The following is a 14,477-nucleotide window of genomic DNA, read 5'->3' as shown; positions in this document are numbered from 1 at the left end:
GCATTTTTTTTGTCAATATTTCATGACTGCTGCGTACGCGTGGCGGAAGGCGCCAGCATGGGGTGTCGGGGGAAGGGAATCGGGAAAATCAAACCGAATACGGCACAGCTTGTGCCGTATTCGTATATTCAGGCCTGGGCGTTGCCTGGCCAGGCGCGAATAAGAGGAAGGAGAGCTTTACAAGGTCCGCGGCATCAGTGTGGCCAAAGGATATCGTGGCCTCAGTGGTCGAGTGTGAACTCGGTAAACGAGGGGCCCGCCGCTTCCTCGGCCGGCTTGGCTTGCTCTTCGGCCTTGGCCGCCTGGCTGTCCGGCCCATTGTTGATGAGCCACAGCAGATTGGTGGCCGAATCCGCATTCGCCAGTGCTTCGTCCTGGGTGATCAGCTCGGCCTGCACCAGTTCCAGCAGCGCCTTCTCGAAGGATTGCGAACCCGGCGACAGGCTCTTGTCCATCGCTTCCTTGATCTGGCCGATCTCGCCCTTTTCGATCAGGTCGGCGACGTAGCGGGTGTTGACCATGATCTCGACCGCGGCCTGGCGGGCGCCGCCGGCCTTCGAGCGCACCAGGCGCTGCGAGACGATGGCCTTCACCGCCGACGACAAATCCTGCAGCAGGGCGGGACGGTTCTCGATCGGGTAGAAACTGATGATGCGGTTCAGCGCGTTGTAGCTGTTGTTGGCATGCAGGGTCGCCAGCACCAGGTGGCCGGATTGCGCGTAGGCGAGGGCGGCGGCCATCGTGTCCTTGTCGCGGATCTCGCCGATCAGGATGCAGTCCGGCGCCTGGCGCATCGAGTTGCGCAGGGCGACGTCGAAGCTGGCGGCGTCGCTGCCGATCTCGCGCTGGTTGACGATCGATTTCTTGTTCTTGAACAGATACTCGATCGGATCTTCCAGGGTCAGGATGTGGCCGGAGCGCTGTTCGTTGCGATGGTCGAGCATCGAAGCGATCGTGGTCGACTTGCCGGAGCCGGTGGCGCCGACGATCAGCAGCAGGCCGCGCTTTTCCATGATCAGCTCGGACAGCACCGGCGGCAGGCCCAGCTCGGCCAGCGGCGGGATATTCGCCGGCACGAAGCGGAACACGGCCGAGATCGATCCACGCTGGCGAAACGCCGATAAGCGGAAGCGGCCCAGGTTGGGCACCGAAATACCCATGTTCAGCTCGTTCTCGCGCTCCAGCTCGGCCATCTGTTCGGGCGAGGCGATTTCCGACAGCAGGACCTGGATGTTTTCGGGTTCCAGTTTGTTCTGGTTGATCGGGATGAGGTTCCCGTTGATCTTGATGTGGACGGGAGAATTGACCGCGAAGAACATGTCCGACGCGTTCTTTTCCTTCATCAACTGGAACAGGCGTTCCATCATCATGGTTCTCTCTCCCTTGCTTCGCGGTAATTTTTGCGTGTTGGGGGATTGTAACCTGCGGTGGGGGAATTGCGGTGGGGTGGAGATGCGCCAACGTCAGGCCGGGCATGGCCCGACCCGACTCCCCGCGAAAGCGGGGACGACGGTATGTGCGGGGCGACGGTGGTGGGCTTACACGCCGCGCAGCAGCTCGTTGATGCCAGTCTTGGCACGCGTCTGCGCATCCACGCGCTTGACGATCACCGCGCAGTACAGGCTGTACTTGCCGTCGCTCGATGGCAGCGAACCCGACACGACCACCGAACCCGACGGCACGCGGCCGTAGCTGACTTCGCCGGTTTCGCGGTTGTAGATCTTGGTCGACTGGCCAATGTACACACCCATCGAGATCACCGAGTTTTCTTCGACGATCACGCCTTCGACGATTTCCGAACGGGCGCCGATGAAGCAGTTGTCTTCGATGATGGTCGGGTTGGCCTGCATCGGTTCCAGCACGCCGCCGATGCCGACGCCGCCGGACAGGTGGACGTTCTTGCCGATCTGGGCGCAGGAGCCGACGGTGGCCCAGGTGTCGACCATGGTGCCTTCGTCGACGTAGGCGCCGATGTTCACGTAGGACGGCATCAGCACCACGTTCTTGCCGATGAAGGAGCCGCGGCGGGCGACGGCCGGCGGTACCACGCGGAAGCCGCCTTTGGCGAAGTCGTCGGCGGTGTAGTCGGCGAACTTGGTCGGCACCTTGTCGTAGAACTGCAGGCTGCCGCCGAGGCCCGCCGCCGAGCCCATTGGGGTGTTGTTCTCGAGGCGGAACGACAGCAGGACGGCCTTCTTGATCCACTGGTTCACGACCCAGCTGCCGCTGTCTTTCTGGGCGACGCGCAGGCTGCCGTCGTCGAGGCCGGCAAGGACGTGGGCAACTGCGTCACGCACTTCGGCGCTGGCGCTGGACGGGCTGATTTCGGCGCGCTGTTCCCACGCGGTGTCGATGATGGTCTGGAGTTGTTGGGTCATGATGGATCTATCAGGTTACGGATCTGTTTTCAGGAGGACTTCAAATCGTTGCAGAACTGGACGATGCGGTTGGCGGCTTCCAGTCCTTCGTCCACGCCGGCGACGAGCGCCATGCGGATGCGGTTGCGTCCCGGATTGCTGCCGTGCGCGTCGCGCGCCAGGTAGGAGCCGGGTAAAACCGTCACATTATATTCGGCGTACAGGCCGCGTGCGAACTCGGTGTCCGACAGGCCGCTGGATCGCACGTCGGCCCACAGGTAGAAGCCGGCGTCGGGCAGCTCGACGTCCATCACCTGCTTGAGTAGCGGCGTGATGAGGCTGAACTTTTCCTTGTACAGGTTGCGGTTCTCCTGCACGTGGGCCTCGTCGTTCCAGGCCACGCAGGACGCCGCCTGTACCGGCGGCGACATCGCGCCCCCGCTGTAGGTACGGTAGAGCAGGAATTTCTTCAGCACGTCCGGATCGCCGGCCACGAAGCCGGAGCGCATGCCCGGCACGTTCGAACGCTTCGACAGGCTCGAGAACACGACCAGGTTGGCGTAGGGGCGCTGGCCGGCGCTGCGGCCGAGCTGGTGGGCCGCCTCGAGCGCGCCCAGCGGCGGGGTCGAGCCGAACCAGATCTCGGAATAGCACTCGTCGGCCGCGATGACGAAGCCGTGGCGGTCGGACAGTTCGAACAGCTCGCGCCAGTCGTCCAGGGTCAGCACGGCGCCGGTCGGGTTGCCCGGTGAGCACAGGTAGAGCAGCTGCACGCGGGCCCAGACCTCGTCGGGCACGCCGGCGTAGTCGGGGGCGAAGTTGCGTGCCGGGACCGAATTCACGAAATACGGTTCGGCGCCGGCCAGGTAGGCCGCGCCTTCGTAGATCTGGTAGAAGGGGTTCGGGCACATCACCAGGGCGCTGCCGTTTGCGCTGCCATTCGCGCTGCTATTCGATCCGGCACGCGGGTCGATCACGCACTGGGCGATCGCGAACAGGGCCTCGCGCGAGCCGTTCACCGGCAGCACCATCGTGTTCGGATCCAATGCCGGCACCCCGTAGCGGCGTTCCAGCCAGCCGGCGATCGCCGTGCGCAGCGGGTCGCCGCCGTGCGTGCTCGGATAGTTCGCCAGCCCGGTCATGCTCTGCGTCAGGGCTTTCTGGATGAAGGCCGGGGTCGGGTGTTTGGGTTCGCCGATGCCCAGACTGATGGGGGCGTAGTCGGGATTCGGCGTGACGCCGGCGAACAGCTGGCGCAGCTTTTCGAAGGGGTAGGGGTGCAGTCTTTCGAGATGTGGGTTCACGGCTATACCAGGACGGGTGATCGATGCGAGAAGGTCAATTATAGCGAGGCCGGCCTGATGCTGCTTTCGCTTGGAATGCGGTAATATTACTGACGTGCCAATCCACTACGTCCGCAGCCTGCTCGGCAATGCGCGCAGCCCGCGCGCCAACCGCCACCTCGGGGTGGCACTCGCTTTCGTCGCCGGCGCCATCAATGCCGGTGGTTTCCTTGCCGTTCACCAGTACACCTCGCACCTGACGGGGGCGATCTCCTCGGCGGCCGACAATCTGGCCCTGGGCGCCTGGGACCTGGCGCTGGATGCCTTCGGCGCCGTGCTGTCCTTCCTGGCGGGGGCGGCCTGTACCGCGATCACCGTCAACTATGGGCGCCGGCGCCGCCTGGCCAGCGAGTATGCGCTGCCGCTGCTCCTCGAAGCGATGCTGCTGCTGGCTTTCGGCGTACTGGGCGCGCGCCTGGCCGGCGTCGACGCCCTGTTCGTGCCCGCCACCGTGATGCTGCTGTGCTTCATGATGGGCCTACAGAATGCGCTGATCACCAAGATCTCGCACGCCGAGATCCGCACCACCCACATGACCGGCATCGTCACCGACATCGGCATCGAACTGGGCCGCATGCTGTACTGGAACCGCGACCCGGCGCAGCCGAAGGTGGCGGCCAACCATGCGCGCCTGCGCCTGCTGCTGTCGCTGCTGCTGGGTTTCTTCAGCGGTGGCGTGGTGGGGGCGCTCGGCTTCAAGCATGCCGGCTATCTGGCGACCTTGCCGCTGGCCTGTGTGCTGTGCCTTCTGGCGATCGTGCCTGCGGTAGATGACCTGCGCCGCCTGGCGCCGCGTCAGACCTGACCCGCCAGCGCCCGCTCGCGCCAGGCCCCTGGATTCATCCCCGACCATTCGCGGAAGGCGTGCGTGAACGCGCTCTGTTCCTGGTAGCCGAGCAGGAAGGCGATGTCGGCCAGCGACAGGCCGCGTTGGCGCAGATAGTCCCGGGCCAGCGTATGACGGGCGCCATCCAGCACCTGCTGGAAGCTGGCGCCGGCCTCGGACAGCTTGCGCTGCAGGGTGCGCTGCGACAGCCCGAGTTCGCCGGCGATGCTGGCCAGGCGCACGCGGTCCTTCGCCAGGTTGCGGATCACGCAGGCGCGCACCTGGGCGACGATGCCGTTGCGCTCGCGCTGGTCCTCGCGCGCATTGTTCCGCTCCTCCAGCAGCCGCTCGGCATGCTGCTGCAGCACCGGATACATGCCGGCGTCCGCGTTCGGTACCGGCATCGCCAGCAGGGCGGCGTCGAAGCAGGCGAGATGGGTGCCGGCGCCGAACGCCGGCACCATTCCCAGCACCCGCGCGTACTCGGCCGGATCGGCATCGCTCGCATGCGCGAACGCCAGGCGCAGCGGCGCCAGCGGCCGGCCTGCGAGCCAGGAACCGAAGGTGCGGATGCCGGCGAACACGCTTTCGGCCAGGTGGCGGCTGGCGTCCGGGAAGTGGCTGATCCAGGTGTAGTGCGCCAGGCCGGTGGCGGCGTCGACCTCGAGCCGCGAGCGCCCGAGATCGTGGGCCAGCTGCTCGTAGCGCTGGGTCTGTTCGAGGGCCTGGGCGAAGTCGGCGCAGGCCAGCAGGATCAGGCCGTAGACGCTGTAGGTGCCGAGGCGCACCCGCTCGCCCACGTGCAGGCCGAAGTGCGGATCGCGGGCCAGGCCGGCGCCGGCCGCGAGCAGGGCGATGTAGTCGCCTGCCGCCAGCGATTCCGGCAGCGGGTCGAGTGCACCGTCGGGCAGGCCGGCCGCCCGCGCCAGCGCAGGCGCATCGACGCCGCGCGCGGCCGCGGTCTCCAGCAGCGGCTGCAGATAGGAGCCGGTGACCCGGGCTGGCAAGGGGTCTTCGGCCGGTGGCATGTTCGAACAAGCGCTTGGCATGAATCCGCAATACGTGGGGAGGCGAATGGCTTATCTTCTTGCAAAATATAAAACTATGCAATGGGAGAACCATGAGGCGATGGAACGGCTGGGGAGACGACTCGATCGAGGTGCCGATCGGCGAGGGCGCGCTGCGCTTCCTCGAACAGAAGCTGGGAGCGGGCAGCGGGCCGCGTGACGCCGTCTTCGAGGCCGTGTGCGCGCAGCTCGCGCCTTCGCGCCTGCCGCCGCATCCGCTGGTGGACACCACGCTGGCCGTGCGCCTGGTCCATGCGCTGGGCCAGAGCCTGCCGGACTGGCTGCGCCTGCGCTACGGCCGGATCGAGGCGGCGCCGGACGGGGTGGCCTTCCCGGAAAGCGCGGACGAGGTGCGCGAGCTGATCCGCTTCGCGCTCGATGCCGGCGCGGCCGTCGTGCCCTACGGCGGCGGCACCAGCGTCTGCGGCCACCTGGATGCGGCGCGGGACAGGCCGACGTTGTCGGTCGACATGCGACGCCTGCGCGCGCTCACCGGCCTCGATCGCGAATCCCTGCTGGCCACCTTCGGCGCCGGCGTGGCCGGTCCGGACCTCGAAGCCCAGCTGCGCGCCCAGGGTTATACCCTTGGCCACTTCCCGCAATCCTTCGAATACTCGACCCTGGGCGGCTGGATCGTCACGCGTTCCTCCGGCCAGCAGTCGCTGCGCTACGGCCGCATCGAGCAGCTGTTCGCCGGTGGCAGCATCGAGACGCCGCAGGGCAGGCTCGAGCTGCCGACCTTTCCGGCATCGAGCGCCGGCCCCGACCTGCGCGAGCTGGTGCTGGGTTCCGAAGGCCGGCTCGGCATCCTCACCGAGGCCACGGTGCGCATCAGCCCCTTGCCGGAATTCGAAGCCTTCCACGCCGTGTTCCTGCCGGACTGGGAACGCGCCGAGACGGCCGTGCGCGCGATCGTGCAGGCGCGGCTCGGGCTGTCGATGCTGCGCCTGTCGAATCCGGTGGAGACGGCGACCATGCTGACCCTGGCCGGCCACGCCAGGCAGGTGGCCTTGCTGGAGACCTTGCTGCAGCTGCGCGGCGCGGGGGAGGGCAAGTGCATGCTGCTGGTCGGCGCCAGCGGCACTCGTGGACAGGCGCGCGCGGCCCTCGCGGCAGCGCTGAAAATCGCGCGCCGCTTCCAGGGCGTGCACGCGGGCCGCGGCCTGGGCGAGCGCTGGAAGAAGAACCGCTTCCGCAACGTCTACCTGCGCAACGCGGCCTGGGAACGCGGCTATGCGATCGACACCGTCGAGACGGCGCTCGACTGGCCGCGCGTGACGCCGGCCATGCGCGCGGTGGAAGCGGCCGCCGCCGCCGCGCTGGCCGCGGACGGCGAGCAGGTGCATGCCCACACCCACCTGTCCCACCTGTATCCCCAGGGCGCCAGCGTGTACACGACCTTCATCTGGCGCCTGGCCGGCGATTACGAGGCCGACCTGGCGCGCTGGCGCCGCCTCAAGACCGCGGTGTCGGAAGCGATCGTCGCCAATGGCGGCACCATCAGCCACCAGCACGGCGTCGGCAGCGACCACGCGCCCTGGCTGCAGGCGGAGAAGGGGAGGCTCGGCATGGAGGCGCTGCGCGCCCTGTTCCGCCAGTTCGACCCCAGCGGCTGCATGAATCCCGGCAAACTGGTGAGCCCATGACGGCGCTGTGGAGGAAGGACGGCCGCGCCGCCTTGCCCGGCCTGACGGCGCAGCAGTGGGACTTGCTGGTGATCGGCGGCGGCATCACCGGCGCCGGCATCCTGCTGGAAGCCGCGCGGCGCGGCTTGCGCGCCATGCTGGTCGAGCAGCGCGATTTCGCCTGGGGCACCTCGAGCCGTTCGTCGAAGCTGGTACACGGCGGCCTGCGCTACCTGAAGGACGGTCACCTGCACCTGACGCGCGAATCGGTGCGCGAACGCGAGAGCCTGCTGCGCGACGCGCCCGGGCTGGTCGAACCGCAGGGCTTCGCCTTCGCCCATTACGAGGGCCAGCGCGGCCGCCGCAGCTTCCTGGCCGGCCTGGCCATCTACGACCTGCTGGCCGGACGGCGCGAGCGGCATTGGCTCGGCACCGACGAATTCCTCGAACGGGCGCCGAATGTCGAGCGCAAAGGCCTGGTCGGCGGCATCGTCTACACCGACGCCAAGACCGACGATGCGCGCCTGGTGCTGCGGGTGCTGGGCGAGGCGATGGAGCATGGCGCCGCTGCACTCAACTATGTGGCGGCGCGCTCGCTGATCCGCGAACAGGGGCGGGTGGCCGGGGCGATGCTGCGCGACGAGATCGGGAGCGCCGGTTACGAAGTCCGCGCACGCGTGGTCGTGGATGCCACCGGCGCCTGGTCCGGCGCCCTGCACGGCAAGGGCCCGCGCCTGCGTCCGCTGCGCGGCAGCCATTTGATCCTGCCGGCCTGGCGCCTGCCGCTGTCCCAGGCCGTGAGCCTGATGCACCCGCAGGATGGCCGTCCGGTGTTCGCCTATCCCTGGGAGGGCGTCACCCTGGTCGGCACCACCGACCTCGATCACGCCCAGCCGCCGGATGCCGAGGCGCGCATCACGCGGGCCGAACTCGATTACCTGCTGGCGGCCGTGCGGGCCCAGTTTCCCCAGCTCGGCATCGGAGAAGGCGATGTACTGTCGACCTTTGCCGGCGTGCGTCCGGTCATCGCCGGCGGCCATGTCGACGCCTCGCGCGAAGGGCGCGAGCACAGCGTCTGGAGCGAGGACGGGCTGGTGGCGGTGGCCGGCGGCAAGCTGACCACCTTCCGCGCCATCGCCCTCGACGCGCTGGCGAGCGTGCGCGCCCAGTTGCCGGACTGGCGCGACGAACTGCAGCCCTGCCGGGTGTTCGCGCCGCCGCCGGAGGCTTGCCACGAGCGGCTGTGCGGCGCCCGCCTGCGCCGTTTGAAAGGCCGGCACGGCGCCGCCACCGGCGCATTATTGGCCGCCGCCGCCGTGGACGAATTCGAACTCATTCCCGGCACCGAGACCTTGTGGGCGGAACTGCGCTGGGCCGCGCGCGCGGAAGCCGTGCAGCACCTCGACGACCTGCTGCTGCGCCGCACCCGCCTGGGCCTGCAGCTGAAGCAGGGCGGCGCCGCGCCGATGCCGCGCATCCGCGCGATCTGCCAGCCGGAGCTGGGCTGGAGCGACGCCCGTTGGCAGGAAGAAGAACGACATTACGCGGCCCTGTGGCACTCCCACTACGGCCTCCCGCAGGAGACAGTGCAATGACGGCCCAGCCGACCATCCTCGCCATCGACAACGGCACCCAGAGCGTGCGCGCGCTGCTGTTCGACCTGGACGGGAATATCGTGGCGAAGTCGCAAATTATGCTGGATGCATATTTTTCCGAGCAGCCCGGCTGGGCCGAACACGATCCCGAGGATTACTGGCTGTCGCTGTGCAAGGCCTGCCACGGCCTGTGGGGCCAGCCTGGCGTCGACAAGGCCGCCGTGCAGGGCGTGGCCGTGACCACCCAGCGCGGCACCGTGGTCAATCTCGGCAAGGACGGCAAGCCGCTGCGGCCGGCCATCACCTGGCTCGACCAGCGCCGCACGGACACCTGGCCCGGCATCGCCTGGTGGTGGCAGGCGGCATTCAAGCTGGCGCGCGTCGACGGCACCATCGATTACTTCCGCGGCGAGGCCGAGATCAACTGGATCAAGGCCCATCAGCCGGACATCTGGGCGGCCACCGACAAGTTCCTGCTGCTGTCCGGGTACCTGAACTGGCGGCTGTGCGGGCGCTTCGCCGACTCCAGCGGCTCGCAGGTGGCCTATCTGCCTTTCGACTACAAGCGCCGCCGCTGGGCCGCCCGTCACGACTGGAAGTGGCAGGCGCTGGCGGTCGAGCCGCACATGCTGCCCGAGCTGGCCGAACCGGGCGAGCGCCTGGGCACGGTCTCTTCCGAAGCATCGCGGGACACCGGCATCCCGGAAGGCCTGCCGCTGCTGGCGGCGGCCGCCGACAAGGCCTGCGAGGTGATCGGCGCCGGCTGCCGCGAGCCCCACGTGGGCTGCCTGAGCTACGGTACCACGGCCACCATCAACACCACCAGCACGCGCTATACCGAGGTCACGCCCTTCATTCCGCCGTACCCGGCGGCGCTGCCGGGCGCCTACAGCAACGAGGTGCAGGTCTTCCGCGGCTACTGGATGGTCAACTGGTTCAAGGAGCAGTTCGGCCACCACGAACAGCTGCGCGCGCTGGCCGAAGACGTCGCGCCGGAACAGCTGTTCGACCGCATGGCCAGCACGGTGCCTCCCGGCTCGATGGGCCTGATGCTGCAGCCCTACTGGACGCCCGGCATCCGCGTGCCGGGACGCGAGGCCAAGGGCGGCATCATCGGCTTCGGCGACGTCCACACCCGCGCCCACGTCTACCGCGCCATCCTGGAGGGACTGGCCTATGCGCTGCGCGAAGGGAAGGAGAGGATCGAGAAGCGCAGCGGCGTGGCGATCACCGAGTTGCGCGTGTCCGGCGGCGGCTCCCAGAGCGACTGCGCGATGCAGCTCACCGCCGACATCTTCGGACTGCCGACCGCGCGCCCGCACGTCTACGAAACCTCGGGCCTGGGCGCGGCCATCGATGCGGCGGTCGGGCTGGGCCTGCACCGCGATTTCGATGCGGCGGTGGCGGCCATGACCAGGGTGGGGCGGGTGTTCGAGCCGGTGGCGGAGAACCAGCGGATCTACGATCGCTTGTACCGGCAGGTGTACAAGCGGATGTACAGGCAGTTGCAGCCGCTTTATCGGGATATTGCGGAGATTACGGGGTATCCGAAAGTCCGTTAGCGTCGATGTGCGGGAACGACGGTGATGCGTACGGAGGCGACGGTGGCGTGCTCACATCATCGCCGCATTCCGAACCGCCTCCCACGCCGCCCCCGCCACCGCGGTCTCGACCCGGTTCCGCCCACCGCCCTTGGCCGCATACATGGCGCGGTCGGCGCAGACGAACAGTTGGCCGACCTGGTCGAGCTGGGTCGGCACGATGGTGGCGACGCCCACCGAGACCGTGATCCAGGGCGAGGTCGGCGAGCGCGGGTTCGGCAGTTGCAGGGCTTCGACGGTAGTGCGGATCGCTTCGGCCAGGCGGGCCGCGGCTTCTTGCGGGGTCTCGGCGAACAGCAGCACGAATTCCTCGCCGCCGTAGCGCGCCGCCAGGTCGGTCGGACGCAGGGCGTGCGCCTGCAGGGCCTGGGCCACCTTCTGCAGGCAGACGTCGCCGGCGGCGTGGCCGAGGGTGTCGTTGTACAGCTTGAAGTGGTCGACGTCGAGCACCACCAGCGACAGCGGCTGGGCGTTGCGGATCGCGCGCTGCCATTCCCGCTCCAGGAAACTGTCGAAGTGGCGCCGGTTGGCGATCCTGGTCAGCGGGTCCAGCATGGCGGCACGCTGCAGCGCATCCTCGGACTGCTTGTGGTGGGTGATGTCGTGCAGCAGGGCGACGAACAGGCCGTCTGCCGCGTGCATCGGGGTCATCGTCAGGTCCATCGCGCGCAGGCCGCCGTCGCGGTGGCGGATCAGCACTTCGCGGGTGCCGTGGCCGATCGCTTCCATCGCGGCGCAGTCGTCGGGATAGCTCTCCTGCTGGGCCAGCAGCTCGGCCAGCGAGCGGTCCACCAGCTCGTCGGCGGCATGGCCCAGGTAGCGGTCGCAGGCCGGATTCGCGTACTGGATGCGGCCGCAGCGTTCGACGATCAGGAGGCCCTGGTCCATGCTGTCGACGATCATGCGCAGGTGGTCCGCCTGTTCCTTCTGGGCATCCTTGCCGCCGGTCAGGCGCAGCTGGGCGCGCACGCGGGCGCAGACTTCGTCCATGCGCAGTGGCTTGGCGATGTAGTCGGCGGCGCCGATGTCGAAGCCGGCAACGATGTCTTCCGTCTCGCCGCGCGCGCTCATGAAGATCACGGGAATGCGCGCCGTGGCCGGGTGGGCCTTCATGCGGCGGCAGGTCTCCAGGCCGCCCAGACCGGGCATGACGACGTCGAGCAGCACCAGGTCGGGCTGGATGCGCCGGGCGATGTCGAGGGCGCGCTCACCCGAGGTGGCGACGAAGGTCTGGTAGCCCTGGCGCAGCATCATCGTACGCAGCACGGCGAGATTGTCCGCGGCGTCGTCGACGATGAGAATGGCAGGCTTGCGGGGCGTGGCCAGCCCCGCGCTGGCTCGGTTGGGCATACTGTGCCTCGTGGGGCTGCGCGATGATTGATCGTTCAAAATCATACATCGTTGCGCACCGTCAGAGGGCAAGTATTGCTTGTTCGACAGAAAATTCTGTGACTTTGGCGCAACTTTTGGTTGTGCGTGACAACCAAAAGTTGCGCTCAAGGGGAGGAGATTACAGCTGGTCCTTGATCAGTTTGCCCAGCACGGCGATGCCTTCACGAATGCGTTCCGGCGGCACGGTCACGAAGGACAGGCGCAGGGTATTGGTGGACGGATCGTTGGCGTAGAACGGCGCGCCCGGCACGAAGGCGACGCGGGCGGCGATGGCCTGGTCGAGCAGCTTGGTGGCGTCGATGTGCTTGGGCAGGTCGACCCAGATGAACATGCCGCCTTCCGGACGGGTCCAGGTGACTTCTTTCGGGAACTGCTCGTCCATCGCATCCAGCATCACCTGGCACTGGTTGGCGTACAGGCTGCGGATGGTCGGGATGTGCTCGTTCAGGAAGCCGTCCTTGACCACTTCGTACACGACCATCTGGGTCAGCTGGGCGGTGTGGAGGTCGGCGGCCTGCTTGGCCAGCTCGAGGCGGCGCACCAGCGGCAGCGGGGCGCACACGTAGCCGAGGCGGATGCCCGGGGTCAGCACCTTCGAGAAGGAGCCCATGTAGATCACACCGTCCGGGTTCATGTTCAGCATGCGCGGCATCGGGTCGCCCTTGTACGACAGCGCGCCGTAGGGATCGTCCTCGATCAGCGGCAGGCCCAGGCGGGCGCAGGTCTCGACCAGCTCGCGCCGGCGCTCGATCGACAGCGAACGGCCGGTCGGGTTCTGGAAGTTCGGCAGCGCGTACAGCAGGCGCGCGCCATCGGCCAGGCCTTCGAGCGAGGACGGCACCAGGCCGTGCTCGTCGGTCTCGACCGAGTGGAAATCGGGACGGTACACCGAGAACGCCTGCAGCGCGCCCAGGTAGCTCGGGGTCTCGACCAGCACCTTGCTGCCTTCGTCGATCAGTACCTTGCCCAGCAGGTCGAGGGCCTGCTGCGAGCCGGACACCATCAGGATCTGCTCGGGCAGGATCTTGCAGTCCGGGGTCGACAGGTAAGCCGCAATCCATTCACGCAGCGGCGCGTAGCCGTCGGTCGGGCCGTATTGCAGGGCCTGTTTGCCCGCCTCGGACAGCACCTTGTCGTAGGCGGCTTTCATGCGCTCGACCGGGAAGGTGGCGGGCGACGGCAGGCCGCCGGCGAAGGAGATGATCTCCGGGCGCTGGGTAATCTTCAGGATTTCGCGGATCGCCGAGCTTTGCAGCTGCTGTGCGCGTTCCGAGAAGTGCCACTGGATGGGATTGGGATTTTCGATTTTCATACTGATCTCACAGGAAGGACGGCGATTGGTGCGTCGGCCATTATAAAGCACGCTGGATGAGCGGCTTCGCTAAAAGGGTTTGCCTTGTGGGCTCGCCCCGGAACTTGTAACGTGGGCACGGGTGCCCACCCTACGTGATTACGCTAGTTCTACGATCATCTCGATTTCTACGCAGGTGCCGCGCGGGAGCGAGGCCACGCCGAACGCCGAGCGGGCGTGCTTGCCGGCGTCGCCGAAGATCTCGCCCAGCAGTTCCGAGCAGCCGTTGGTGACCAGGTGCTGTTCGTTGTAGTCCGGGGTCGAGGCGACCAGGCTCATCACCTTGACGATGCGCTTCACGCGGGTCAGGTCGCCGCCGCAGGCTTCCTGCAGGGTGCCGATCAGGTCGATGGCGACCGAGCGCGCGGCGGCCTGGCCGTCGGCGGTCGTCTTGTCCTTGCCCAGCAGGCCGGTGTTCGGCGAGCCGTCGGCGTTCTTGGCGATGTGGCCGGAGATGAAGACCAGGTTGCCGGTCTGCACATACATGACATAGGCCGCGGCCGGTGCGGCCGGCGACGCGAGGGTGATGTTCAGTTCTTTGAGTTTGTCGTAGACGGACATGGAATCCCCAGGTTACGTAATAAAGAGCGGGTATTGTACGACTTGCCACTGCGCGCGGCTACGTCCGGCTCATCCTGTGCGCACCTGCATCCGGCGTCCGGCCGCGACCACGCCGATGATCGCCAGGGCGAAGCCGCAATTGGCCGCGGTCAGCGGCTCGCCCAGCAGCAGCCAGGCGCCGCCCAGCGACAGGAAGGGCTGCACCAGCTGCACCTGGCCGACCCGCGCCACGCCGCCCAGCGCCAGCCCGCGGTACCAGAAGAAAAAGCCGACGATGGTCGAAAACACGGTGATGTAGCCGAGCGCCAGCCAGGCGCGCGTACCCACCGCGCCCAGCCGCGCGAACTGGTCGGCGTCGAGCACGGCCAGCAGCACCGCGCTGGGCAGGGCCGCCAGCACCAGCGCCCAGCAGATGGTTTCGCGGCCGCCCAGGTCGCGCGCCAGCCGACCGCCCTCCGCGTAGCCGGCCGCGGCCGACAGCACCGCCGCGAACATCAGCAAGTCGGCCGCTTCGAGGCGTCCGCCGCCCTGGGCCAGGGCGAACACCACCACCAGGCCGGAGCCCAGCAGGGCCAGCGCCCAGAAGCCGGCCGAAGGGCGCTCGTGGCCGCGCAGCGCCGAGTACAGCGCGGTGCACAGCGGCAGCACGCCGATCAGCACCGCGCCGTGCGAGGCCGGCAGGGTGCGCATGGCAATCGAGGTCAGCAGCGGAAAGCCGATGATGCAGCCCAGCGCCACCACGGCCAGCGCCGGCAGTGC

12 protein-coding genes are annotated in these 14,477 nt (G+C 67.9%); 4 read left to right on the top strand and 8 right to left on the bottom strand.

Features of this window, described 5'->3' with window-relative positions:
• Positions 1-221: 221 nt before the first annotated feature.
• From AC1DOQ_RS24490 to dapC, 3 genes are all read right to left on the bottom strand, one after another.
• Positions 222-1,370, bottom strand: coding sequence for a PilT/PilU family type 4a pilus ATPase (locus tag AC1DOQ_RS24490; RefSeq protein WP_477370184.1), 1,149 nt, complete (start codon positions 1,368-1,370; stop codon positions 222-224).
• A 168-nt stretch (positions 1,371-1,538) separates the two neighbouring features.
• Entirely contained in the window at positions 1,539-2,378 is an 840-nt protein-coding gene (gene dapD / locus AC1DOQ_RS24485) for a 2,3,4,5-tetrahydropyridine-2,6-dicarboxylate N-succinyltransferase (RefSeq protein ID WP_477370181.1), read from the bottom strand.
• Positions 2,379-2,407: 29 nt separating this feature from the next.
• On the bottom strand, positions 2,408-3,661 hold the full coding sequence (dapC, locus tag AC1DOQ_RS24480; protein WP_477370178.1) for a succinyldiaminopimelate transaminase: 1,254 nt from the start codon (positions 3,659-3,661) through the stop codon (positions 2,408-2,410).
• A 94-nt stretch (positions 3,662-3,755) separates the two neighbouring features.
• On the opposite strand from dapC, the gene AC1DOQ_RS24475 reads away from it, so the two are divergent.
• Positions 3,756-4,505, top strand: coding sequence for a YoaK family protein (locus AC1DOQ_RS24475; RefSeq protein WP_477370175.1), 750 nt, complete (start codon positions 3,756-3,758; stop codon positions 4,503-4,505).
• Here AC1DOQ_RS24475 and AC1DOQ_RS24470 read toward each other — a convergent pair.
• A complete protein-coding gene (locus AC1DOQ_RS24470) occupies positions 4,496-5,575 on the bottom strand; it encodes an AraC family transcriptional regulator (RefSeq protein ID WP_477370172.1) in 1,080 nt (359 codons plus the stop codon). The genes AC1DOQ_RS24475 and AC1DOQ_RS24470 overlap by 10 nt on opposite strands.
• A 71-nt stretch (positions 5,576-5,646) precedes the next feature.
• Between AC1DOQ_RS24470 and AC1DOQ_RS24465 the strand changes: the two genes are divergently transcribed.
• The 3 genes from AC1DOQ_RS24465 to AC1DOQ_RS24455 are packed head-to-tail and all read left to right on the top strand — an operon-like array spanning position 5,647 to position 10,375.
• Positions 5,647-7,239 (top strand): FAD-binding oxidoreductase, encoded by a 1,593-nt coding sequence (locus AC1DOQ_RS24465; protein ID WP_477370169.1) that lies wholly within the window; start codon positions 5,647-5,649, stop codon positions 7,237-7,239.
• Entirely contained in the window at positions 7,236-8,813 is a 1,578-nt protein-coding gene (locus AC1DOQ_RS24460) for a glycerol-3-phosphate dehydrogenase/oxidase (RefSeq protein ID WP_477370166.1), read from the top strand. The genes AC1DOQ_RS24465 and AC1DOQ_RS24460 overlap by 4 nt, the downstream gene beginning before the upstream one ends.
• Positions 8,810-10,375: an FGGY-family carbohydrate kinase gene (locus tag AC1DOQ_RS24455; protein ID WP_477370163.1), complete on the top strand. Its 1,566-nt coding sequence runs from the start codon at positions 8,810-8,812 to the stop codon at positions 10,373-10,375. Before AC1DOQ_RS24460 ends, AC1DOQ_RS24455 begins: the two co-directional genes overlap by 4 nt.
• A 51-nt stretch (positions 10,376-10,426) precedes the next feature.
• Here the strand turns inward: AC1DOQ_RS24455 and AC1DOQ_RS24450 are convergent, their stop codons facing one another.
• The 4 genes from AC1DOQ_RS24450 to AC1DOQ_RS24435 form a co-directional block, all read right to left on the bottom strand.
• Positions 10,427-11,764, bottom strand: coding sequence for a diguanylate cyclase (locus tag AC1DOQ_RS24450; RefSeq protein ID WP_477370160.1), 1,338 nt, complete (start codon positions 11,762-11,764; stop codon positions 10,427-10,429).
• Between the two features lie 160 nt (positions 11,765-11,924).
• Positions 11,925-13,118 (bottom strand): aminotransferase-like domain-containing protein, encoded by a 1,194-nt coding sequence (locus AC1DOQ_RS24445; RefSeq protein ID WP_477370157.1) that lies wholly within the window; start codon positions 13,116-13,118, stop codon positions 11,925-11,927.
• 138 nt (positions 13,119-13,256) lie between these two features.
• Positions 13,257-13,718 carry a RidA family protein gene (locus AC1DOQ_RS24440; RefSeq protein WP_477370154.1) on the bottom strand — a complete coding sequence of 154 codons (462 nt, stop codon included), beginning with the start codon at positions 13,716-13,718 and terminating at the stop codon, positions 13,257-13,259.
• 69 nt (positions 13,719-13,787) lie between these two features.
• Positions 13,788-14,477: DMT family transporter (locus AC1DOQ_RS24435; RefSeq protein WP_477370151.1), on the bottom strand; the 690-nt coding region annotated here is incomplete at its 5' end.

Source organism: Massilia sp. 01N417, from assembly GCF_056399645.1.
Note: the sequence above shows the minus strand (reverse complement) of the source record. Positions and strands in the feature narration are given on the sequence as shown.